Consider the following 23,754-nt stretch of genomic DNA (forward strand, 5'->3'; position numbering starts at 1 on the left):
TGGTAGCGTTGGGTATTACAGCAACCTAACAGCTTCATTTGAAGGTATTGACGGTCTAACTGCTGTAAAAGATTATATTGGTTTGCACTCTGACACTACTATTAGTGGTAGTCGTGCAGGATTGCTTGGGAAAAATCCTGAATATTTTGCTGAAATTGTAAATCCAAAGGCAGGCGATTCATTCACGCTTCACAATGTTGCTGAAAGTAAAGATGGTAAGAAAATCTCTGCTAAGTTTACTTTTAATAGTGCTGAAGCTTATTTTGTAAAAGATGGAAAACCGTTAAGTGATACTAGAATTTATGTTCGTAAAGATAATGGAAGTGGCTCTATTAACTTTGTATATGGGAACTTGATTCAATTTGATACTAAAGTTGATTTATTCTATGAAAAGACAAATAAACCTGCTGTGACAGCGATTGCTTCAACTTTCAACGACATTGACTGGGGACAGGAGTTACGCTTCACTTACCAAGACGGTTCAGAAGGCATTGTCCTTAACCCTAACGGTTCAGATGTTAAGAAAATTACTCGTGGTGGCAAAGAATATTTTAAGGGCGAACATAAGTCTGCTAGTGGTAAATATTACGAAAACGTTGGAGACGAGTCAGATATTCCACTTGGTTCACTTCTTTCTGTTGGATATGGTTCTAGCTTTAATTTTGCTTATCATATCGGTGCAGGTGTGGCAAGTGAGGAAGAAATTGAGTCAAAACGAGCAGAAGTAATCAGACAAAATGGTGGCAAAAACCTTGCCGATAAGGATATTTTCTATCAAGATGGTTGGGCTGTTGGATTGTTTGGTAAAGCAAGTTCAACTGTGCCAATTACTATCCCTTTGGATCCTCCACGTAAACCTGAATTGAAACAAAAGGATACCAAAGAAATTCCTAAACCTAAATTGGAAAAACCAAAAGAGTTTGTACCTCGTCCAACACTTCCAACTCCACCTGCTCCAACTCCACCAGAGAAGAAAAAAATTCCTGAAATGCCTTTAGTTCCTACTGTCAAAGTGAACTATTCACGCTTGCGTGTGAAACCATTAACTCCAAAACCTAAAAAGGCTATTGTTGATACATTCGGACATAATATTGATGGGGCTAATACATTCGATAAGAATGTAAAATTCCGTTTGACTACTGATTATAAGCCTTATTCAACGTTTACTGCTGATTCTAAAACTTATGGTAAGACATGGGCTATGGCAGATGATGTTCAAGATGGTGCTTACAAGGTAGATGACAGCAAAATCACTATGAAGGATTCTACTGGTAAAGATGTTAAAGCGCTCTTTAATATGTACCATGTTCTTTCTGAAAAACAACGCACAAAAGAAATTCAAAGCATTTTGAAAGAAGCTGGTTTGAATCCTAAAGGCGAATTTTACCTTTGGGTAGCGAAAGATTCTGCTTCATTCTATAAAAACTATGTGAAACCAGTTAAGAATATCACGATTGAGCTTCCTGCACGTTTGCTTGTAGAAAAAGGCAAAATTGTGAAAAATGATTTCCATCAAATTGACTTTGGAAATGCCTTTGTCTCTAATTTGGTAACTTTGCAAGTTCCTGACTTGAAACCTGAAAAACACGCTGTGGATCAGAAAGATGATAAGAAGATTCGTGATGGTCAAGAAATTAAAATTGGTGAATATTTACGCTATTTCCTTGATGGTGTAACTGTTCCTGCTAAACATGATACACTTTATCAGTATGATGGTATTGATAAGCTAGATGTGAAGCATGATCGCTATACTGGCAACTGGAAGGGTATCATTCGAGGTACAGAATATGTTGCCGAAAAAGAGCTTACATTGCCTTATGATGTAGTCTTGTCTAACGGAAAAGTGGTTAAGGCAGGAGACAAGATTGCTAAAGGCTCTGCGTATGCCTTCCAATTTGAGTTTGACCAAAGTACAAACTCTAACTTTATCAAGAAGATTGTTAAAGTAACATGGAATGAGAAAGAAGGTAAGTGGGCTTACACTATTGACAAAGATTTCTTGAACTCTCTAGGAGTGAAAGGTACGTTTGACGCTGATTTTTATATTGAAGTCGAACGTATTGCAGCTGGGAAGGTTGAAAATACCTTTATCAATACAGTCAATTTACAAGAGATGACGGCTAAAGTGACAACCACAACGCCAGAACCTCCAAAACCAGAGCCTAAAGAACCACACAAGCCACAAGCATCACTTCCAAATACAGGAACAGCAGCAAGCATGCTTCCAGTTGTGGGAATGATTTTGGGATTATTGAGTCTTGCAGGTCTTCGTAAGTATAAAAAATAGAACATCTAGAAATTCCCCCTCATCTATGGTATAATGAAGCCATAAAAAAGAGGGGGAAGAGAGATGAGAAAGGACACGAAAATGGATGCACATGTGACTAGAAGTGGATACAGATACTATACCCCAACTAAAACAAAATCAGAAGTAACCAAACCTGAAGAAGAGAAGAAGTGGAAAAAAGGCCTGCGTTGGCTAGGGAAAGCCACCTGGTTAGGAATAAAGAACCTACCGAGTGTGATTGCGAGAGCTGCCGTTTTGATGGTTGCGACTCCACTCATGTTTCTTCTCTTTATCTTTAATCTGATTAAGAGCTTGATTGCAACAGCAATTGGTTGGTTTGTGTTTAAGATTGTATCTTTCTTCGTAATAGGTTTTGGATTACAGGGATATGTTTTCCTAACTAAGCAGAACATTCCTGCTCCAGAATGGTTTAATAATCTGATGACAGATTTTGTTTTCCCTCACGGTGTTCCAATCTATTACTGGTGGGAAACGACTATTATCGTTGTCTTAGCTGTAATTACAGCCCTCTCTCTAACCTTTCGTCCAGAGGATGAAATATAGTATTAAATAAACAAAGTAGGTACTAGGAATCTTTCTTAGTACCTTTTTTATAAAAGAAAGTGAGAAAAAAATAATGGATGCAGTTGTAGATTTTATTAACAAAATTGGAAATATCGGTGGGATTATCGGTATTGGATGGGCCGCTTGGGGAGCCTGGGATTTAGCCGTCGGAATCAAACGTGAATTGGATGATAAGAAAGATAAAGGAATTCAAAGTTTGATTTTAGGTGCTCTTCTTGGTGCCGTTCTGAAAGCCCTTTTTACAGCCTTGGCAACAGGTCTTCAATCTCTTGGCTAGTATGAGGAAGAAAAAGGAGGTGGTTGTATGAACCAATCCACACTTGATCAACTAACCATGAGTCTAAAAGACTATAATGCGACAGCTTATCAGCTGATGGAGACTGTTTCGGGTTCGATGGAGAAGGTAGCCATTTTGCTTCTTCTCCTTTTTATGGGGATCAACCTCATGAACTGGCACCAGCATCTTAAAAGCAATGGTGGGGAGTTATCTTTTCAGCTTTGGATTGAAGAAATCCTCAAGTATGCCATCGCACTCTTTTTAATCCTCTATGTGGATGCGATTTTTGATGCCTTAACTTGGTTGTTTAATGTCATTATCAAATCTATTGCTAGTTTGGGAATTAAAGAGATAAAAAATGATGCTGAGTTTAGTTGGACAAATTTAAACTGGATGGCTAAGTCAATGCTACAGTTTGTTTATAATGTCGTTGACTTTATCGGGCAAATCTCGACTAAGTTGTTGATCTTGTTGCGTTCCTTTACGCTTTATACGTATAAGGGAATCGCTAAAATTATTGTCGCTTGTTATATGGTAGATAGCTTACGTCCGATCTGCCTTGGCTTCTTTAAGCTCTATGCTGCTGCTGTCCTTCAGGGATTGATTTTAGTGGTTGTGATCATGCTTTATCCAGCTATTGTAACTAACGATCTTTTGACAGTTGATAAAACTGGAGCCTGGACAAGTGCCTTAGTTTCCATAGCTAAAGGAATTATTTATATCATGATGCTATTTGGCAGCCAGCGCATGGCCAAGAATATCATGCAGGTGAACTAGATTATGGTATAATAAGGAGAGAATGCTGAAGGAGAGATGGTATGGCTGTTTCGAAGTTTTATGCAGTATGGCGGAAAGAATCCAGAGAAGAAGAGATTGTGAATGCTTTTCAAGCACTCGCTCTAAAGGGGCGAGCACAAATTATTACGACGCCGAAAGAACAGGCGACTCTTTTTGATTTGGAAACGGGTCTCAAGGTTAATCCAAGAAGTAGCCAGAAAAAAGATGGTCGCTATGTAGGTCAACCATACTTTAGTTACTATCCAGGTGAAGAGAGCCCGTTAAAGGGGTTAGAAAGTAGCTTTGAGTATTCCTCTGAGCTGAATGCTTTTATCGAGGCTTTCAAGACTATTGAGAAATTTCAGATTGAATATGACAATCATACGGCTTATATTTTTCCTAAAGCTATTTCTCCGATGCAACGGATTGTATTTGAAGATGAAGACTTTGTTATTCTAAAGCTCTTGATTGATATCGATGAGACTTATCCTTATTCTGAATACTACCGTTTAAATGGTCAACTAGGTATCGAATTTTATAAAACGAGAAGACCAGAACCTGTTAAACGGATAAAATTAGCTAAAGAAGGTATTCCCTTGTTTGAAGCCAAGGCTCATTTCCCTAAGTCTACTAAGATTTATGTACCTGAAGAATTTACTTCATCTGAACAGGTTAAAAGTGTTGCTGATAGAGTGAGGAAAGTTTATCAGGAAACAAACTATAAACTGTATGGGAATTTTGATAAATACCACATAGAAGCATTTGTCTTTTTAGATGACAATGAAAGGAAGTACCACACATTGAAAACGTATGAAGAACAGTGTCAGGAATTGCAGGCAAAAATTGAGAAGTTGGAAGAGAACTTCAATCAAAAAACTGAGAAAGTCAACCAGCTGAGAAAAGAAATTAAGCAAGCCGAAACAATCTTGAGAAACTATCACGAAGAGGAGGAGTATTACAAGAAGTTAGAAAAGGATAATCAAAAACTAGAATCAGATAAACAAAGATTGAAGCAGGAAAAAGGAGAAATTATCTCTAAAAATCAACGTCTAACCAATGAATCACAACGTTTACGTAGACTGAAAAATGTAGCAGAAGAGAAGATAGAGTATTTACAAAAACGATCGTTCTGGCAAAGACTTCTCAATAAATAAAAATAGTAGGTAATGAAACAGTTCTAAAGAAGAGCTGTTTTTTTGATGGAAAGGATAAAGTATGAATTTAGAAGAACTCAAGCAACGGCGAGATGAGCTTGTGCAAGACAATGCTTGGATGGATAATTTAATTAAGGAAAAAGAGGAAGAGTTATGGGAATTGAAGGTAAGAGGTATTGCAGCTTCTGAGCTAGCGAGATCGGCATTGGAATCTGCTTTACGCTCTGCAGGAATTGTAGATACCTTTTACGGCCCAGATAATGGAAAGAAAGGAACAGAATGACACGTTTAGGCAGTGAATTTTTAAAGGCTTTAGATAGCTACGAAAGGCCAGTTTTAGGGTATATGACACTGAGACAGTTAGTGCTACTATTTGGTATCGCATTGACAGTAGTTGTCACAACCATCCTCTATTGGCTGAAGGCACCTGATACTATTCTTTATGGCGTTGATATTTTGTTATTAGCGCCTTTTGTTATTTTCGGGTGTTATTTCGATGAGAAAATTAAAGATAATGTTCGTTTCATGTTAACCAAGCAGGAACGCTCTTATCAGACAGATTATGACAGAAAGGAATACACAAGAAATGAATTTATTCGGCCGAAAGAAAACCCCGAAACTCTCTAAGGAGGAACGGGAACGGGCCAAACGTCTAAGACGTACCATGACGGCATCTACACAGAATAGTCTTAATTATCAATGGTTGATGCCTGATGGCCTCATGAAAATTACAAATGATCAATTTTCAAAGACCTATCGCCTAGGTGATACAAGCTATATTACTGCAACAGATGATGAGCGAATTGATATTATTGAAACAAGCGCTGATATTTTTAATTCGCTGGACATTGACAATGATATGCAGCTATTGATCCTGAATCGTAGGGTAGAAAGCAATAGCTTATCTTCTATTCGCTATGATTTGGTTGGAGACGGATATGATGATTATCGTAAAGAATACAATGCGATGATCAATGATCGTTTTTCTCAGGAACAAAACACCTTCAAGGTAGAAAAATATCTGACGATTACTACCCAAACAGACCAGGATCATCAAGCTAGAAGAATCCTTGATGATACAGCCAGCGTTATTGAAAGTCAATACAGTGGCTTAGGAATCTCCTTTAAGGAGTTAGAGGGATTGGATCGTCTTCTTATCTTCCGAAAACTCTTGAGGCGAGAAGGTTTTATTGATTTTAACTATGAAGACATCGCTATTTCTGGATTATCCACCAGGGACTTTGTAGCTCCAAACTATCTGAAGTTTGAAAAAGATCATATGAAAATTGATGATTGTTTCGCAAGGGTGATGTATGTTAGACAATATCCTACCTTCTTGAATGACAAACTGATTAAGAATATCCTGGATACAGGAATTGAACTGGCTATCAGTCTGCATGCGAAGCCCTATGATACTGCAGATGCACTGAAGAAAATCAAGACAGTTAAGTCAAGTGTACGTAGGGAAATGATCAAAAGTCAGAAGGCTGCCGCAAAAGAAGGTTATGGAAGTGACCTGGCGGTTGGTGGGAAAGCTGTGGAGACATCTCGCGAAACAGAGAAATGGACTGAAGAACTCCAGGACAATGACCAAAAAATGTTTTCAGGTGTGATGACGATTTTCTTCATAGCTGACACTCTGGAAGAGTTGAATATCTACACAGAGCAGGTTCAACGATCTGTCCGTAAGAATACGGTAGAACTGGATAAGTGTTACTTGTACCAGGAAGAATCCTTGAATACCATTCTACCGATTGGAATTCCATTTATCAACGTAAAACGCCGTTTTATGAGAGATATGACTACCAGTAACTTGGCCACACAAGTCCCATTTACCAACGTAGATCTTCGATCTAACAGTCCACGTGCAATTTATTATGGCCAGAATCAGCTATCAAAGAACGCTATCACAGTTGACCGTAAGAAAGACTTGAATACAGGTTCAGGTTGTATCTTTGGGACTTCAGGATCAGGAAAATCTGTTCTTGCTAAAGGAGGAGAGATTATTCCTACGACTCTACGTTATCCTGAAGATAATATTATTATCGTCGATCCTGAAGATGAGTACACTGGTATTGGTCGAGAATTGGGTGCAGAAATTATCACAATCGCTCCTGGATCGCAACATCACTTTAATTTGTTGGATCTACCTGATAAGGACAAATTACAGGCAGAAGATAGTGACCCGATTGGCCAAAAATCAAACCTCTTATCAACCTTGTTTGAGAATATATTCTCTGAGGTATCAGACGATGAATTTGCGATGATTGACCGTGTAACGAGAAAGACCTATGAGGAATTTGAAAAACCAACATTTAAGGATTGGCAAGCAGTTTTAGAACGTCAACCTGAAGCCGTAGCTAAGGATCTGGCGCTGAAGGCAGAACCTTATACTATCGGTTCAAATGATATCTTTGCTCATCCTACAAATGTCAATATGAATAGTCGCTTTATTATCTTCAATCTCAAGCAGTTGAGTGGTAAATTGAAGCCATTTGCTCTCCTGGTGATTCAGGACTTCATCTGGAATCAGGTAGTCAATAACCAAGGTAGATCCATTACATGGTTGTACTTTGATGAGTTGCAGCTATACTTCAAAAATAAACTGCAAGCAACCTTCTTTACAGAACTATACTCACGTATTCGTAAGTACGGGGCTATTCCAACAGGGATTACACAGAATCCAGAGACTGTTTTATCTACAGAGGAAGGTAGAAAGCTAGTCGCAAACTGTGAGTTTCTAGCCCTCCTGAAGCTGAAGCGGACAGACTTAGAAGCCCTGGAGCAGGTAATCCCTCTTACGCCTTCGTTGGAGCGATTTGTCTTGCGACCAAAAGCAAAAGGTACGGGTTTGATTGTGGCTGGAGATACAATTGTTCCATTTGAAAACCCTATTCCTAAAGATACTAAACTCTATCAATTGGTTGCGACAGATAGTTAAAAAATAGAAAGAGAGGTGATATCTTTTGTTTGAAAGTGATCCTAAACAATTAAAACAGGAGCGCAAGAGGAGAATCAAAGAAGGATCATACCTCAATAATAAAAAAGCTCCTAAAGAAGCACGTTTAGACTCAAGAGTTGCATTTAAAGAAGCTAAGAAGAATTATCGCTTAGCGAACAAAGATTATAAATTACACAAAGGACCTCAAGCAACAGCTAGAGGTCTTTTCTTTAAGCAACAACGTGATCGAGCAAAGTTGGAAAAACAAATTGCCACAACGCTCTATAAACGAGCTAAAAAGGCAGATGATAGTTATATTCCTAACCGCCTGAAGAAACGTGCAAAACAAAGTGCCCGAATGAAAGCGAGACACGACGTTGAGAAGACAGTCAGAGATAATGAGATTCTTGGAGACTGGGTTCAGGCTAGGCAAAATATTCGTCAATTTAAGTACCAGGTAAACACCTCTAAAAGAGCGTTAAATGCTGTAGGAAAATTATCCAAGTATTCAATCAAGCACAGCTATGGACAGCTCAATAAAAGCTATAATTTCATCAGAGGGCGAGGGTATACTCGAACACCAAAAGAGTTCTCCTGGGAAGGAAAACTCAGCAAAAAAATGAAACATGCCAAAAAGCGACTGGGACGTTCAAAGTTTGGGAAGGCATCAAAACGTACAGGAAAAGTCTTAAAGTTTTCGTCAAAAATACTACGTTCGATTTTAACAAATCCTTTAGCTGTCAAGTCCTATTTCTTAATGTTTATCATCTTTGCAGTATTTGGGATATTTATGTCTGTTTTTGGAGGGAGTGGTCCAGTCCAACAAAATGAATTTGACTTGAACAAATCCTGGCTTCAAATCAGTAAACGTGATAGAGAGAAGTCAAATGATAAGGTTGACTATTGGACGAACATCGATGATATGCTCTTTTTCATGAACTTTCGCTACGGTAGTGATTGGAAGCCAGAGAGTTCCTGGAAAGATGGAACAGGTGGTGAATGGGCTGGGACATTAGGTTTTAATCACTATTCTGATGCCTTGAATGATCTTTGGAATCATTTGAATGATGACCCTCACAATTTGAAGAAGATGGCTGACTTATATGGCCCCTCGTCAGATCTCAAGTGGACTAAGTTGAGTGATAGCGAGTTAGAAGAGTATAAAGAGCTAGAGGAGTTGACTAAAGAAGTTGGTCGATACCCCTCTTATCAAGAACTAGCTAATCCATTTTACCAGGAAGACGATCCTTCTTATCAAGCTCCTCTAGTTATCCTGAAGAGATTTGGTTATACCTCTAAGAGTGAAATTTATGAAAAAACACAACTAAAAGCTTCAACAGGACAAGCTCTAAGAGCTCCTATTGACGGTCAAGTCAGTGTGACAGATGATATGACTGTATCCATCAAAACAGATAAAGCCATCTTTACTTATGAAGAGGTAGGAAATATCCGTGTTTCTGACGGTGATCAGGTCAAAGCTGGAGATGAGGTTGGGAAGGTAACGGCAAATGGTTACCAGATCATTCAGTATCAAAAATTGGAGGAAAAAGCGACAAAGGATAAGAAAGAAAAGTGGACATCAGTTAATCCAGGCTTTTACTTTCAATCTGTCACGTACAATCAGACAACCTCAGTCATTACCACACTTAATGGCGATTTGGGGCAAAAATCACGAGCGATAAAAGATTACTTGAAGCAAAAGGTACCAGGGCTGACAGATAATGGTTTGGCAGCCATGCTTGGGAACTTTGCAACTGAAAGTAATATCAATCCTAAACGTGCTGAAGGAGACTATCTTAGCCCACCAGTAGGGGCTGATTCTTCTTCATGGGATGATGAGTCATGGTTAGCTATAGGAGGACCAGCGATTTATAACGGAAGATACCCAAATATTCTTCGACGAGGTTTAGGATTGGGACAGTGGACAGATACAGCGGATGGCTCCACGAGACATACTCTATTATTAAACTATGCAAAATCTAAGAATAAGAAGTGGTATGATTTGGAACTGCAACTGGATTTTATGTTGGAGGGGGATACTCCTTACTATATCACAGGACTAACTTCAATTCTAACTAGTACAGAGGATGTAGAGACGCTTACAGAGCGTTTCCTGGTTAATTGGGAAGGAAACTCTGGAGATAAGGTCTTAGAGCGCCAGAATAATGCTAAGCAGATCCACGCTTTTCTTACTCAACAAGTTCGAGGAGGTGGAGCGTTAGCATCTTCCTGGAATTTCCCTGCCGAGTATCAGTCAAAAGTGGAGCACCCTCCTACACAAGCTTCTATGACTACACAACAAGGAAGCGGCTACCCAGTTGGTCAATGTACTTGGTATGCGTATAATCGTTTAGTTGAACTAGGAACGATTACAGACTTATCAGGGTCCTATGGTTACCTTGGAAATGGTCAGGATTGGGTAACAAGCCTAGTCGCAAAAGGATGGAAGTACAGTACGTCACCAACGAGAGGGGCTGTTGTATCAATTCTAGGTGGATTTGGTGGGACACCAGGTGGATACGGTCATGTTGCGATTGTGGAAGCTGTGAACCTAGACGGTTCATTCCTAGTTTCGGAATGTAATGTCCAAGGTGTACAGGATAAGGTCCATTTTCGTGTTCTCTATCCAGCTGACTACTATACATTTGCGACACCGAATTAAAAAAGAAAGAAGGTAAATCATGAAAATGATAGATATGGAGAAATTGAAACTCCTGAAAGTAGGAGGAATCCTTATAGGAGTTGTGCTAGTTCTAGGATTCGTATTCTGGATTGGAGCAGCAACCTCATCACAAAAGAAAGCTAAACAGGAAGCTGAAACTACGCAACAAGAAACCAAAGCAGAGGGAAGCGAACTAACGCAAGAATATGTAAAGGAATTCTTGACGGCTTACTTCAATAAGCAGGATCTGGGAGAAAATAGAAATCGCTATTTGCCCTATATGACAGAAGCTGCTTACAATCAGGAAGTGAACTCTGAAGAAGAACCAACGGTACAAACCTATAAGGGCTATGTAGTGGATACACAGATGAGGTCTTCTACCATCTACATCGATCAAGAAAACCATGTTGCCCTAGCTCAAGTGAGATACACTCAGACACAGTTACAGAAGAAGTATGATTATACTAACGCCCAAACAAACGTAGGATCTTCAAGAACCATACGGATTCGCTTCAGCAAGCAAGATGGGAAATACCTGGTAAATCATATTGACCCCATTTTGATTGTGGACAGCTTGAACACCAGCGAAAAGGCGAGTATTCCATCGTTAAACAAACCAATCACTAACCAAACACAAAGTACAGAAGGGAAAAAGGAACAATGACAAAATTAGAAACTTTGGAAAAACAAAAACAGAAAGCGGAAGACCGCTTAGCTGACTATATGGCCAAGGCCAAGAAGGAAGAAGAGAAACTGCAGCAGCTAGAAACTCAAATCATTCTGGCCAAACATGAGGAACGGTCAAACTACTTGGCCGAACATAATTTAACCTGGGCTGATATTGAAACAGCTCTTGCTGAAGGAAAATTGAAAGGAGCTGAAAAACATGTACCGTTTAACCAATCTGACACAAAACACGACCACAACGTATAAGAATCGAGACCTTGTGTATCAAGCCCTGGAGCGAGAAAATGCCAAGGTTAAGCATGAGGGGGCAGAGGCCGTTTTATTGGTAGAGGAACTGGATAAAAAGAATGTAGTGATCTACCAAGAAGATGTCTATTTGCCGTTTGAGGGAATTGTGGATAGCCTCTTCCTGAAGCCTGGTACGTTGAATCACCAGGAGGCCCCAGCAAAAGAAGCAAAAAACTCTTTCTTTAAGCGCCAGCCTGAAACAAAACATGTAGAGAAGACTCCTGAAGAGAAAGCTAAAGCCACTTCCTTGAAACATGAAACTCCCAAACCTCGAACCTCTTCTAAACGCTCTTTTTGGGTGTATTTAGGAAGAGTTCTGGTGTTGTTTGGTCTAGTAGGAAGTCTGACACTTGCTGGCTTATCCCTTACGCTAGTTTACCATCAAGAAAAGCAACTCTCGGCCTTGTCCAAGGAACTTTCAAATCTAAAAACTATTCAGTCAAAAACAGGAGAACTAGATGCCTTTTCACGTTACTTTTTGCCAGCCCTTTACTCTGATAAAGGGAAAATGACTGATTTCGTAGCTCCTCAATTAACGATAGATAGACAAGCAGGTCAACTGCAGTCTGTGATTTTGGAATCTAGCTTGATTGTTGATGAAACAACTTATCAGCTAACCTATGTAGTGGCCGTGAAAGACGGTGAGAATAGAAGTCAGAAACGCTTGGTAGTTACTGTGAAGGAAGAACCTTCAGCACCTTACGGATTCCAGGTTATTGCTAAGCCAGAACTATCCAATTATCCAAAATAAAGGAGGTCTTACATGGATCAAGAAAAAGTCAGTCATTCTCTGGCTTTAAAAGGAAAAGTTACTCTGGAGATGACGATACAAGCTCTGTATGCCCTCGCAAAAGCCCATTATGACAAGAAACAACATAAGGCGGCAAATCGAACTTTTGAAGGGGAGACGCTATTCAATGACTTTATGGCCACAAAATCAAAAAAAGATGTCGAGAAGTTATTAAATAGTGAAGTTCACTTGGCTAAGTTGAAGCATTACCTGGAGGAGTATAAGGTAGGTTTTACTTATCATCAAAAAGATGGTACAAACTATCTCTTCTTTGAAACAAAAAATCGCACCTTGGTAGAAAAGGCTCTCAAAGAGATGTTGGCAGATATCACGAAAAGCCCAGAAAAATTGGAAGAGTTTGCGAAAAAGGTGCTGAAGAAACCACATGAAATGACTCCTGAAGATAAAATCAATTACTATAAGACAAATAAGGTCTATAAAGGAACGATGCCAGTAGTTACGAAGGAGATTGGGAAGGAGAAGACACGATGATTAGAAAACCTATATGGCCCTACCTGGTGGTGGGGCTATTTTCATTTGTTATTTTCCAGTCCTTTTACCATTACTACCAACTTTCGACTGCAGCAGTGCCTTTCATGGGAATGTTGCGGCTTCGTTGGTTGATAGAACACTGGGAACGCTTCTCTTTTGGTGTTTTCTTTGATTCAGGAGCCTTATATGCAGGGTTGATCGGATTCGGCCTCCCACTGCTTGTCTATGCTTCTATGGATAAGAATTTATATCGTCAGGGAGAAGAGCAAGGTAGTGCTCGTTTTGCGACTTTGAAGGAAATGAGACGGTTTGAAGACGTTGATTTTGAGAAGAATATGATTTTTTCAAAACAAGTTAAAATGGGCTTATTTAACTTTCGCTTAGCCTACAATGTTCAGCTCAATAAAAATGTGATTGTCATTGGTCTTCCAGGAGATGGTAAAACCTTTACTTTTGTATTGCCAAATTTAATGCAGATGAACTCAAACTTTGTTGTGACGGATCCTAAAGGAAACCTGGTACACGAAGTTGGGAAGATGCTTGAGAAAACTGGCTATGCCGTTAAAATCTTTGATTTGATTCGGCTCAAGAATTCAGATCGGTTTAATCCTTTTCATTACATGAAGTCTGAGCTAGATATTGATCGTATTTCTGAAGCAATTACTGAGGGAACAAAGAAGAGTGAGCATACTGGAGAAGACTTCTGGGTTCAAGCAGAGTTGATGCTGCAACGTGCATTGATTGGTTATCTCTATTTTGACTCTAAGGATCCTGAAACTGGAGTCCAGTTATATATGCCAAACCTAGGCCACGTTGCGGATCTATTAAGAAATATGTATCGAGAGGATCCAGATGTACCAAGCCCTGTCGAGCAGATGTTTGAAGAACTGAACGAACATCAACCTAACAACTATGCTTATAAACAGTGGAAATTATTCCAAAATTTCAGAGGCGAGACAAGAAACAGTGTGGTAGCGATTTTGTCTTCTCGTTATTCTATCTTCGACCACGAAGATGTCCGAAACTTGATTAGTGAGGATACCATGGAAATGGATACCTGGAATACGAAAAAGACAGCTGTTTTTATTGCTATTCCTGAAACCAATAACGCCTTTAATTTTCTTTCCTCAATCTTGTTTGCGATTGGTTTTGAGGTTCTTACACATAAGGCTGATGATATCTTGCAAGGGAAAGTACCTGGCTACAGTAGAAAAAATCTTCGCCACATTCAATTTATCTTCGATGAGTTTGCACAAATTGGCCGTATTCCAAACTTCGCCCAGGTCCTCTCTTCTATTCGTAGTCGTGAGATGTCTATTAAGATTATCATCCAAGCTGTCAATCAGCTAGAATCACTTTATAAAAGTGATTGGAAGACCATCTTTAATAACTGTGCTACTCACCTATTTTTAGGGACAAATGACAAGGATACGATGGAATACTATTCTACAAGGTCAGGTAAGCAGACTATACGCACTCGATCCACCTCAAAATCGCATAGTTATCGTAATGGATCATCAAGTGAAAATAAACAAATTCAAGGCCGTCCCCTTCTAACTCCAGATGAAGTCGCAAGAATTGGGGTAGAAGAAGGATTGGTCTTTATTTCTAAACAAAATGTCTTCAGAGATAAAAAAGCAAGTGTCTATGATCATCCTAGAAAAGATGAGATTGCAAGTTCCCCTGAAGACAAAGAAAACTGGTACGAATACACTCGAAAAGGAACAGACATCGACGGCTTGCTTTTATATGCCAACGATTTGACTCCGCAGCTAAAAGAGTTATTCGTGGCCTAACATACAGAAAGGATAGTAGGATGGAAACACCTAAAACACAATTAGGATACCTGGAGAGTATCTCGCAGGTTCTAGCATTAAAGCTAGAAAATTTAGCCACAGAACGTTATGCTATTTGGCAGCTACTTATACAGGCAGATGAGGAGAGTTTTTATCAATTAGCTCCTCATCTTTTTGTGACAACGAATCAGGAAGATCCATTAGTTGTTAGTGAACTAGATGCAACTCCTGAGGGTTATCTTTTATTCAAGGAATTGGTCGAGGAGGAAACAGGATGGTTTTAACAAAAGCACAGGCAAAATCGCTGGATATTTTAGAAGTAGCTCGTAGTCTCGGAATGGAAATGAAGAGAAAGTCACACCGAGAGTATTACTGGGCCGAGCATGACTCGTTTAAGATTGATACTGTGAAAAATACCTGGCATTGGTATTCTCAAAACCTATTTGGCGATACTATCAATCTCGTGCAACAAATGCAAAATGTCAGCTATAAAGATGCTATGGTATTCTTGGAGACAGGTTCCTTTCCTGAAGCAAAACCAGTAGAGGAAGCGCGAAAACCCTTCAACTATACACTAGCGCCTTACGAACAACCATTTGTGGAGGCGAGAGCCTATCTTAAGGAGATTAGAGGTCTCTCTGATGATACAATCGACTTCTTCCTTGAGAAGGGAGTAATTGCTCAAGCTAAACGTAAGGACAAAGAGGGCGTTATAGAAGACGTATTAGTTTTTAAATACTTGGATAGAAATCAGCAACTGGTAGGTGCGAGCCTTCAGGGACTTGTTCCTGATCAAGAACGTCATCCAGGTAAGGGCTACTTGAAACAAATCATGTATCAATCAGAGGCTATCAGTGGCTTAAACGTTTCTATAGGCTCTCCTGAGCGTTTAATTGTGACAGAGGCACCAATTGACCTTATGAGCTATTATGAGCTTCATAAGGGCGAATTAAACGATGTTCGACTAGTTGCGATGGAAGGATTGAAAGAGGGAGTATTATCCCACTATGTTCTTGAAATGTTACAGGATCGAGGGGAGATTGCGATGGATGAAAGGGATTATACCAAGTCTAGCGAACTAACACGTACCTCGAGATTCCTATCTGTTGCAGCGGAAACCTCCACACTTTTCCAAGATCACAAATACGATGATCTCATCACGTTGGCAGTTGATCGTGATAAAGCAGGTACAGACTTTATCACCAAACTACGGGAGAAGAAAATCCCAGTTATCGATGCAAGACCACCACAACGTGAAGGTCAGGAGAAGACAGACTGGAATGAGATTCTGAGGCAGGAAAAACAAATGGAGAAGACTGAGGAAATTCACTCATCAAGTTCTTTTCCTGATACCAGCCACCTTTCTCCTGAAGATGCAGCGTGGTTGAAGGAAAACTGGAATAATATAGGTTTTTCAGTAGAGCCTAGAAAACAAATGGTTATTGATTCGGACAAAACAGTGACCTATGAAAAACCTTCCAATCCTCTTGGAGATGGTAGGGAGCCCAAAAAACAAATTCAGAGCACAGAAAAAGCTCCTGAGAGTTCCCAGGAGCAAATGAATGATAGGGCCAGTGGTGGAGAGGGCTATTCACAGCATGATGCTGTAGGCAGTGCCGAACCTGAAGCTGAATTATCAGCAACCTTTGAGCAAACTGTTGCCAGTCACCCGACATCACCCTATCGTTACTTACATTTTAGCACAACTTTTGAGGAAGTGCAACGAAGACAATCGAAATACCATCCAATTACAGCTGATGATTTGAAAAGAATGAATCAGTACGCTGGTTCTATTCAGAAATCATCTCAATGGTATTTAGAGGAATTAGCGAATAGTAAAATCTATTATTTCTATTCCAATAATGGAGAGGTGAGTTTGCTAGATGTTAATTTTAAACGAGAAAACTTTTTACACTTAACAGGAATCAGGCCAGTTGTTCCAGGTAGGAATGCTGGAGATTTTGTAGTCGATTTTGCTGAGGGAAGGGGAGACTATAATCAAATACTGGTTAGTAATAGTCTAAAAGAAAAATTACAAGTTATTCCTATGCTAGAGGATATTCTTGATCCTAAATCGTTTGTTTTGGATAACTTAGACGAAGTGAGAATTGCGCAACGACTTAACTTTTCAGAAGCTATCAAGAGTAAAGACGAGGATTTCTTGCTTCTTTTCAAAGATATAGGAGAAGAACGTGTCCCTGCATCTCTCATGAAAATCAAGAGAGATCTAAAAGTTGATGTAGAGAAAACTAAGGAAAAAGTTATACTTGCTGTCTTTCGTGAACGTGATGGTAATATTGAACAGTTGTCTATCAATGAGGATTATGTCAAGGATAGAGGAAATGAGTTGCAAACCATTTTGAAAGATGGCTTGTTTGAAGAAATCAAGCTTGATACAACTAAGGGAATTGAACAAATAACTCCTGAAAACACACTGAATGGCTTACTACTTGATTCAGCTATGTTTACTCAAGTCCTAGATACTGTCTATAATTTAGGTGTGCCAGGTGACATCTCAAAAACTCCAGAAGAATTTCATCAAGCCTGGAATCAGTATCTTGACTATGCGAAACGGTACAATGATAAATTTGACCAGATTGTTGCTGCAGCTGGAGAAGATCATCTTCTAGACACAAATTCAGATTTTTATAAAGAATGGAAACAAGATCATATCTATAAAGAAAACTACCATGTACGCCTTCAATGGGCTGAGGAGCGCCCAGATGGGCCTAAATTGCCCTTTAAAGAAACAGATCTGATATCTTATCAAGATTTTGCTAGAGAGCTTTACAAGGCCAATCAGAGCTTCTATCCGTTACATCAGGAAGGACTAAAACAAGTGACTGATGGTCGCCCAGAAGGTTACATCTCTCCAACTAAGATCCAGTTTAGTATCTACGCTCCCGATGGTGAACTGATCCAGGATGGCATCCGTTACGATATTGGGAATGAGATTAACCCAATCGCTCACAAAGGAAGACTTGGAACACGAGAAATGAGAGAGTACCCAGAATTGATGAAGATAGATGGGGCCATATTCACTCCGTATCATCTGGAGAGATTGGCGAGTGAGTTAGATATTTCTCAGTTCAGTTACGCTTTAGAAGATACTCTTTACGCAGATCAACTTCTATCCCAACTCCCATTTGGAGATTTGGAAAATAGTCCAATTGGATTTACAGATAGTAGTCATGATGGTCGCCTTGGATTTATCTCTTTTGATGGAATGGATAGTGTTGAGGTCGAAAATCTATCTGCTTGGTTTGAGAAGTTGGGAGTCAAAGACTCACCTATGGAACAATTGGCCCTTATTGAAAAATGGCAAAAAGAAATCAAAGGTTTATCAGAAAAAGTTGAACAAACGATCTCCACAGTCCGAGAAGAATTTGAGAAATCACAAGAGGAAGAAATCAAACTAGAAGAACAAGGCTACAACAAGCAGGAGTTGGAACATGATGCGGATGCTGATGGTGTTTCTGATGAGGAGGAGTTGCTTCAGGGAACGAATCCGTATGATTTTAGATCGAAACCAGGTTCTAAACCAGAGGGCGAGGAGAGTCTACAAGCGGACGAAGTTGTGTTAGCAGCTGGCAGTCTTGCAGTCGCAGATTTTATTCAAAATAAAGATATGGCAGGATTAAGTCGTCATTTTAAAGAAGGGATTAAGGAGTTTCTGGATTCAGATAAGTACAAAGACTATCTAACGAAAATGAGCCAACTAAATAATTATTCTAATCGCAACTTACGCTTAATTCTTGCACAAAATCCTGAAGCAAGGCAAGTAGCTTCTTTCAAGCAGTGGAAAGAAAACTTTGGTCGCTATGTGAAAAAAGGTGAGAAGGCTTTACGTATTTTTAAACCTATGACGAAGATCAAAAATGATGAGAATAACCAACCAATATTGGATAAAAATGGGAAACCAGAAACAGTTACATTCTTTGGTTTGGTACCAGTTTTTGATGTTAGTCAGACAGAAGGAAAGGAGATGCCAAAAGCTGCAGAAGTGAAAGAACAGCTGACTGATTTGGACTATGCAAATCTTTACCGTGCCCTGATGGCTATTGCAAAAGAAAATGATGTATCGGTTCGATTTGAGGAGATGGAAAATAATAAACATGGATATTATTCTGTCCCAGAAAATCAAATTGTTTTACGTAGTAATGAGATGAACAAGGCTCAAATTATTAAAACTTTCTTACATGAGATGGCTCATGCAGAGTTGCATCATGCAGATAATCCTCAAAAAGAAAATCTAACTAGAAGCACTGCTGAACTCCAGGCTGAAAGTGTTGCTTATGTTGTTTCTTCATACTATGGTATTGATACGTCAGAGTACTCCTTTAACTATCTATCTGGGTGGTCTGCTGATAAGGAGACACTTGCTGATTTAGAAGCACAGTTAGATATTGTCCAACAAGAAGCTAAAAGTTTAATGGTTCGGATGGATCAAGCATTGGAACAATTAAGATTGAGTCAGGAGAAACAAACGAAGCGTAGTTTTGAACAAAAACTGGAGAAGTTTAAAGATCAGAGCAAGCAGGCTGTCGAAGATCACAAGCAGGAGTTGAAAGCAGATGCACAATCAAAAAAAGAGAAGGGTTTCTCGAAATGACCGAACGGGACACCCCAAATAAACCCAAGGTCAAATTAAAAACAAATCATCATCAAGGAGGACAACACTCATGACTAATGAACAAGAAGAACAACTGATTATCATCCTTTCAGACTTTATTCCAATCATGGATGGAGACAGAGTTCAAGGAGTATTGCCAAACGCTAAAGACTTGACTCGCCAAAAAGTTCTGGAGCAACTAGAGGAAGAACAGTCTCAACTACCTGAAGGAGATCCTGCTCTTTTGGAGTGGGAAGAAGAAAATATTGAGCTACTCAAGATGATTACAGATGAAGAATTTCAAGCTGTACTCACTGAAAAAATCTTACTGACAGAAATACAAATTGGGCAGTCTATTTTCCAGCCTCTAACTACTCAACAACTTTCTGTCCTAGCTGAAAAGTTGCAAGGTCAGAAAGAAAAAAGTGTAGAAAATAGTGATAAGCAATCATCTATTTTCAAAAACATCTTCAGTTGGTTACGATAAATTGTTAGAAGTTGTACTCCAAAAGATATAAGAAAGGGGCTTGGGGATTTCCCCAAAACTGAGAAAATCAAGAAGGAAAACTGCAGGGTTCTCCTTCTCTGATTTTTTTTAAATTTCGCAAATGGATATCCATTTGCTACGCTTGCCACAAGGAAGTCAGGGGATGATGCCTGGTCAGAAAATGCCAGAGCCTTTGAGAGAAAGAGGATAAAAAAAATAATGCAGAAACGAGAAAATAGAAAACGCTATATACAAAAATTGATACGACTAACACCAGAGGAAGATCGTCAAATTAAAACGGCGATGGCCCAAATGGGAGTTCCATCTTTTCAATACTATGCGAAGAATCAACTGGTACAAGGGAAGGTGGTTCAAATTGATTTTTCTGAATTGAAAGACCTTCGAGTTGCTATCAATCGAGTGGGCACGAACATCAACCAAATTGCCAAGCATGCTAACGAAAATCAAGGGGTTACGACAGAGGAAGTAGCACAAGTTATTGACTATCTATCTGAGTTGAAAGAGATGGTAGCTGCCAAACTTTCTAGCGCAGAGAAGAAAAGTTTACAGGAGCGAAAAGTAAAAACTATAAGGACGTATGACGAATGGTAGTAATCAAAGCACCCAAACAAATTAAAACTCCTTCCAATTTAAAAATAGCTGTACGCTATATTCTGAATGAAGCGAAAACACTTGTGTCAGAAACCGCAGAAAGTGATCTTGATTTTCCTCTTGTCTATCATAATGGTGAACTTCAAATGAAGCTAGTATCTGGCAATGGGATCTCTGATTTTAGCGTAGCAGATGAGGAAATGGTTATGACAAAATTGGCTGCAGCCTTTAAAAAAGGAGATGATGACTTGAAAGAATTATCTTCAGGAAAACAAGTATTGGCCCATCACATTATCCAGTCTTTTTCTCCAGATGATAACTTGACTCCTGAGCAGGTTCATGAAATTGGCCGTCAAACGATGTTAGAATTGACAGGTGGAAATTATGAGTTTGTGATCGCAACCCACACGGATAAAGATCATCTTCATAACCATATCATACTTAATACCACCAATACCTCAACGCTCAAGAAATTTCGTTGGGAAAAGAAAACCTTGAAAAATTTGAGAGGCATTTCGGACAAACATGCGGCACGATACGGCGCTAAAATTATTGAGCCTACTATGAAAAATTCTTATACAAAGTATTCTGCTTGGCGGAGACAAAATAATTATCGGTTTGAAATTAAGGAGCGTCTGGATTTTCTTCTGAAGCACTCTTTGTCGTTAGAAGATTTCAAACAAAAGTCAGCTGCGCTTAATCTTCAGATTGATTTCTCTGGAAAATTTGTGAAGTATAAATTGCTCGATCAGCCCCAACAAAGAAATGTCCGAGATGATACATTATCGAAGAAAGGACTCTATTCTCTTGAAAAAATAAAAGAGAGAATTTCTAAGAATCAGTTAGTTTTTGATGTGGAGGAATTGAAAGAACAATACCAAGAATCAAAAGAAAAAACGGCAAATGATTTTGAATTGAAATTGGAAGTGGAATCCTGGCAGGTCGAGCAAGAAAGCAAGCAAGGCATTTACGTGCAGATGGATATGGGAGCTTTAAATAGTGGTACAATTTTAATACCTTCTCATAAAGTTGATAAAAATGAGGATGGAAATTATACCATCTATATCAAAGAGAAAGACTATTTTTATTTTCTCAATCCTGATCAATCACAAAAAAATCGGTACATGATGGGTTTGACTGTCGCAAGACAATTGGCCAAACAAAATGGTGAGACAGTCGTAACTAAAAATGCTCAAATTTCCTCTATACGTGAGCTGATTAAGGAATATAATTTCTTAGTCGAGCACGGCGTGACAGATGGAGCACAATTTCAACATTTGGAAAATCGTTTTAATGAAAAGATTGAGATTACCCTGGAGGAATTAAGACAACTAGATGAGCGACTTGGACGTTATCATAAAATTGAAGGAGCACTTTTAGCCATCCAGAAATCTCCAGAAAATAGTCTTGTAGCGGTACAACTATTGGATGATTTAGGAGTTCCAAAAGATATGGGACTGGAAGATGTCAGTCAACTGATCAAACAATTCCAAATTGAAAAAGGAGCCTTACAAGAGTTCTTTGATGATACATTAAAACATTACACAGATTATAGAGATGTTAAGGAGCACGTGCGTAGTCGTGAAGAGAAAGTTGACCGACGTTTTGAAGATGAAAAAACCTTGTAAAAGTTTCTGATATTTTCAATCTAGTCATGATTTCAGTACAATAGAGAGTATGTTTAGATTTGATGAAAAAGAATTTGTCGCAGAACTAGATCGCAAACGTAAGCAGCAATTCCTGAAGCGAGTAAGAGATTATGACGAGCAGATAGCTCCCACCATGAGACGGAGGGGATATAAACGGATAGATAGTACAGAGAGGACAGTTGTTTTTACATTTGGAGAGATGACCTTTTCTAGGAATCGCTGGCGAAAGGGAAAGAAAACTTGTTATCCTGTTGATGAGTGGCTAGGCTTAGAAAAGTATATGCGTTATTCTCCTGAGTTGATTTTTCACATGGCAAAACACGCTTCCGTTTTATCCTACCGTGAAGTTTGTCGAACAGTTAAGATGGCTTATCGCCTAGAGATAACAAAGGATGCTGTGTTGAAGTCTGTAAAAATGGCAGGTAGACTCTTTTCAGAGAGGGAACGTTATCGGCTGTTTAGAGGTGATGAGCAACCGAAAAAAATACAGGTAGATAAAATCTACCTGGAGGGAGATGGTGTGCTCGTCAAGACAACATCAAGCAATGATGAACGACACAATACAGACTTAGCCCATTTCCTGATTCATACTGGAGCGAAGAAGGTTGGTAATAATCGGTATGTACTAGAGAATAAACATGAGATTATCCATACAAGCCATGAACAAGCAAAGGAAGAATTGATAGACTATCTCTGCAATCATTTTGAAATCACTGATCGAACTCTTCTTATCACTAACTCGGACAATGGTAAAGGATATTCTCGCAGAATATTTCAAGAAATTAAGAAGGTCCTACGGATTAAACGTCATGAGCATTTCTGGGATGCTTATCATGTCAATGAAGAACTTAAAAGATTCCTGAAGCCGTACCCATCTACACTACTTGATCTTGCTTTTAGGGCCATCAAAAATCATCAGAAGAACCTGCTTCAGACCGTACTAGATACAGTTGAATCTCTCACAGAAAGTCAAGAAGCTCTTGATAATTTTTACAATTTTCGTAAGAAATTATTAAGAAATTTCTGTGACACTAGACCACCTAAACTTAGAGGGTTATCCTCACGTGGTATCGGAGTAATGGAGAGTCAGCACCGAAAGGTTACTTACCGTATGAAACATCGAGGGATGTATTGGTCCATCGAAGGGGCTTGTACTATGTCCAGAATGATACTCCTTGAACGAATTGATCAGCTATACAATCTATTTTTTGGATCTTGGAGACAAGAGTATGAAGAATTTAGGGATACGGGACTAGGTGCAGGATTTCGTATTAACCATAGGCCGCACAAAGCTGTTATCAGAAAAAGAGGGCATAAATAATACAAAAAGGCAGACAAAAGCCTCTAAAAAAAGATTTTTTTAGAGGTGTTTTTGTCATGTTTTTATACAAAATAGTTGCTTTTTTGCCTAATGTGTGTTACAATAATAGAGTAAATAAAAACGAAAAAGGTGTAGAAGCAGCAACTTCTACACCACCGATTAAGACAAACACACACTTTGCTTAATCAGTCAAACAATATTGTAGCATAAATAGTGCAATATAGTCAAGGGCTGGGGTAAAGTGAGGAACTTTTTCCAGTTTTTTTGTCTGAAAAATCTCGCTTTCTTATTGAGTTATAAGGATATTTGATTATTCCCAAAAATTTAGACACAAACA

Annotated in this window: 20 protein-coding genes; all 20 read left to right on the top strand. The window is 39.0% G+C overall.

Features of this window, described 5'->3' with window-relative positions:
• A partial coding sequence (locus tag N5909_RS05230; RefSeq protein ID WP_271630918.1) for an SspB-related isopeptide-forming adhesin occupies positions 1-2,287 on the top strand: 2,287 nt, incomplete at its 5' end.
• A gap of 63 nt (positions 2,288-2,350) precedes the next feature.
• Positions 2,351-2,851, top strand: a complete 501-nt coding sequence (locus N5909_RS05235; RefSeq protein ID WP_033681025.1) for a hypothetical protein — start codon at positions 2,351-2,353, stop codon at positions 2,849-2,851.
• A 73-nt stretch (positions 2,852-2,924) separates the two neighbouring features.
• Positions 2,925-3,149 (top strand): hypothetical protein, encoded by a 225-nt coding sequence (locus N5909_RS05240; RefSeq protein ID WP_000340303.1) that lies wholly within the window; start codon positions 2,925-2,927, stop codon positions 3,147-3,149.
• A 27-nt stretch (positions 3,150-3,176) separates the two neighbouring features.
• Positions 3,177-3,926 (top strand): hypothetical protein, encoded by a 750-nt coding sequence (locus N5909_RS05245; RefSeq protein WP_033681026.1) that lies wholly within the window; start codon positions 3,177-3,179, stop codon positions 3,924-3,926.
• Between the two features lie 41 nt (positions 3,927-3,967).
• The gene (locus N5909_RS05250) at positions 3,968-5,080 is read left to right on the top strand and encodes a hypothetical protein (RefSeq protein WP_033681027.1); all 1,113 of its coding nucleotides are present in this window, start codon (positions 3,968-3,970) and stop codon (positions 5,078-5,080) included.
• Between the two features lie 61 nt (positions 5,081-5,141).
• Positions 5,142-5,363, top strand: coding sequence for a hypothetical protein (locus N5909_RS05255; RefSeq protein ID WP_001047223.1), 222 nt, complete (start codon positions 5,142-5,144; stop codon positions 5,361-5,363).
• A complete protein-coding gene (locus N5909_RS05260) occupies positions 5,360-5,707 on the top strand; it encodes a PrgI family mobile element protein (RefSeq protein ID WP_000197459.1) in 348 nt (115 codons plus the stop codon). Before N5909_RS05255 ends, N5909_RS05260 begins: the two co-directional genes overlap by 4 nt.
• Positions 5,667-8,021, top strand: a complete 2,355-nt coding sequence (locus N5909_RS05265) for a VirB4-like conjugal transfer ATPase, CD1110 family (RefSeq protein WP_033681029.1) — start codon at positions 5,667-5,669, stop codon at positions 8,019-8,021. The genes N5909_RS05260 and N5909_RS05265 overlap by 41 nt, the downstream gene beginning before the upstream one ends.
• A 25-nt stretch (positions 8,022-8,046) precedes the next feature.
• Entirely contained in the window at positions 8,047-10,683 is a 2,637-nt protein-coding gene (locus tag N5909_RS05270) for a phage tail tip lysozyme (RefSeq protein ID WP_033681031.1), read from the top strand.
• A gap of 19 nt (positions 10,684-10,702) precedes the next feature.
• On the top strand, positions 10,703-11,347 hold the full coding sequence (locus N5909_RS05275) for a hypothetical protein (RefSeq protein WP_271630641.1): 645 nt from the start codon (positions 10,703-10,705) through the stop codon (positions 11,345-11,347).
• On the top strand, positions 11,344-11,616 hold the full coding sequence (locus tag N5909_RS05280) for a hypothetical protein (RefSeq protein ID WP_033681033.1): 273 nt from the start codon (positions 11,344-11,346) through the stop codon (positions 11,614-11,616). Before N5909_RS05275 ends, N5909_RS05280 begins: the two co-directional genes overlap by 4 nt.
• Complete coding sequence (locus N5909_RS05285) at positions 11,570-12,409, top strand: hypothetical protein (protein WP_033681035.1); 840 nt, start codon at positions 11,570-11,572, stop codon at positions 12,407-12,409. The genes N5909_RS05280 and N5909_RS05285 overlap by 47 nt, the downstream gene beginning before the upstream one ends.
• A 12-nt stretch (positions 12,410-12,421) precedes the next feature.
• Positions 12,422-12,940, top strand: coding sequence for a hypothetical protein (locus tag N5909_RS05290; RefSeq protein ID WP_033681036.1), 519 nt, complete (start codon positions 12,422-12,424; stop codon positions 12,938-12,940).
• A complete protein-coding gene (locus N5909_RS05295) occupies positions 12,937-14,736 on the top strand; it encodes a VirD4-like conjugal transfer protein, CD1115 family (protein ID WP_033681037.1) in 1,800 nt (599 codons plus the stop codon). Before N5909_RS05290 ends, N5909_RS05295 begins: the two co-directional genes overlap by 4 nt.
• A 20-nt stretch (positions 14,737-14,756) precedes the next feature.
• Positions 14,757-15,020: a hypothetical protein gene (locus N5909_RS05300; RefSeq protein ID WP_000449753.1), complete on the top strand. Its 264-nt coding sequence runs from the start codon at positions 14,757-14,759 to the stop codon at positions 15,018-15,020.
• Positions 15,011-19,348, top strand: a complete 4,338-nt coding sequence (locus tag N5909_RS05305) for a PBECR4 domain-containing protein (protein ID WP_033681038.1) — start codon at positions 15,011-15,013, stop codon at positions 19,346-19,348. The genes N5909_RS05300 and N5909_RS05305 overlap by 10 nt, the downstream gene beginning before the upstream one ends.
• A gap of 70 nt (positions 19,349-19,418) precedes the next feature.
• On the top strand, positions 19,419-19,835 hold the full coding sequence (locus tag N5909_RS05310) for a hypothetical protein (RefSeq protein ID WP_033681039.1): 417 nt from the start codon (positions 19,419-19,421) through the stop codon (positions 19,833-19,835).
• Between the two features lie 219 nt (positions 19,836-20,054).
• On the top strand, positions 20,055-20,447 hold the full coding sequence (gene mobC / locus N5909_RS05315; RefSeq protein ID WP_174705266.1) for a plasmid mobilization relaxosome protein MobC: 393 nt from the start codon (positions 20,055-20,057) through the stop codon (positions 20,445-20,447).
• Positions 20,441-22,075, top strand: a complete 1,635-nt coding sequence (locus N5909_RS05320) for a relaxase/mobilization nuclease domain-containing protein (protein ID WP_033681041.1) — start codon at positions 20,441-20,443, stop codon at positions 22,073-22,075. The genes mobC and N5909_RS05320 overlap by 7 nt, the downstream gene beginning before the upstream one ends.
• A 49-nt stretch (positions 22,076-22,124) precedes the next feature.
• Positions 22,125-23,417, top strand: coding sequence for an ISLre2 family transposase (locus N5909_RS05325; RefSeq protein ID WP_033681042.1), 1,293 nt, complete (start codon positions 22,125-22,127; stop codon positions 23,415-23,417).
• Positions 23,418-23,754: the final 337 nt, after the last annotated feature.

The sequence above is a fragment of the Streptococcus gwangjuensis genome (genome assembly GCF_028156745.1).
In the GTDB taxonomy this organism is placed as follows: domain Bacteria; phylum Bacillota; class Bacilli; order Lactobacillales; family Streptococcaceae; genus Streptococcus; species Streptococcus gwangjuense_A.

Excerpts from the sequence above, each read along its gene's own strand:
- N5909_RS05300 (WP_000449753.1), top strand. The coding sequence starts at position 14,757 with ATGGAAACACCTAAAACACAATTAGGATACCTGGAGAGTATCTCGCAG.
- N5909_RS05325 (WP_033681042.1), top strand. The coding sequence starts at position 22,125 with ATGTTTAGATTTGATGAAAAAGAATTTGTCGCAGAACTAGATCGCAAA.
- N5909_RS05235 (WP_033681025.1), top strand. The coding sequence starts at position 2,351 with ATGAGAAAGGACACGAAAATGGATGCACATGTGACTAGAAGTGGATAC.
- N5909_RS05320 (WP_033681041.1), top strand. The coding sequence starts at position 20,441 with ATGGTAGTAATCAAAGCACCCAAACAAATTAAAACTCCTTCCAATTTA.
- N5909_RS05275 (WP_271630641.1), top strand. The coding sequence starts at position 10,703 with ATGAAAATGATAGATATGGAGAAATTGAAACTCCTGAAAGTAGGAGGA.
- N5909_RS05245 (WP_033681026.1), top strand. The coding sequence starts at position 3,177 with ATGAACCAATCCACACTTGATCAACTAACCATGAGTCTAAAAGACTAT.
- N5909_RS05310 (WP_033681039.1), top strand. The coding sequence starts at position 19,419 with ATGACTAATGAACAAGAAGAACAACTGATTATCATCCTTTCAGACTTT.
- N5909_RS05290 (WP_033681036.1), top strand. The coding sequence starts at position 12,422 with ATGGATCAAGAAAAAGTCAGTCATTCTCTGGCTTTAAAAGGAAAAGTT.
- N5909_RS05280 (WP_033681033.1), top strand. The coding sequence starts at position 11,344 with ATGACAAAATTAGAAACTTTGGAAAAACAAAAACAGAAAGCGGAAGAC.
- N5909_RS05250 (WP_033681027.1), top strand. The coding sequence starts at position 3,968 with ATGGCTGTTTCGAAGTTTTATGCAGTATGGCGGAAAGAATCCAGAGAA.
- N5909_RS05295 (WP_033681037.1), top strand. The coding sequence starts at position 12,937 with ATGATTAGAAAACCTATATGGCCCTACCTGGTGGTGGGGCTATTTTCA.
- N5909_RS05265 (WP_033681029.1), top strand. The coding sequence starts at position 5,667 with ATGAATTTATTCGGCCGAAAGAAAACCCCGAAACTCTCTAAGGAGGAA.
- N5909_RS05240 (WP_000340303.1), top strand. The coding sequence starts at position 2,925 with ATGGATGCAGTTGTAGATTTTATTAACAAAATTGGAAATATCGGTGGG.
- mobC (WP_174705266.1), top strand. The coding sequence starts at position 20,055 with ATGCAGAAACGAGAAAATAGAAAACGCTATATACAAAAATTGATACGA.
- N5909_RS05305 (WP_033681038.1), top strand. The coding sequence starts at position 15,011 with ATGGTTTTAACAAAAGCACAGGCAAAATCGCTGGATATTTTAGAAGTA.
- N5909_RS05260 (WP_000197459.1), top strand. The coding sequence starts at position 5,360 with ATGACACGTTTAGGCAGTGAATTTTTAAAGGCTTTAGATAGCTACGAA.
- N5909_RS05255 (WP_001047223.1), top strand. The coding sequence starts at position 5,142 with ATGAATTTAGAAGAACTCAAGCAACGGCGAGATGAGCTTGTGCAAGAC.
- N5909_RS05285 (WP_033681035.1), top strand. The coding sequence starts at position 11,570 with ATGTACCGTTTAACCAATCTGACACAAAACACGACCACAACGTATAAG.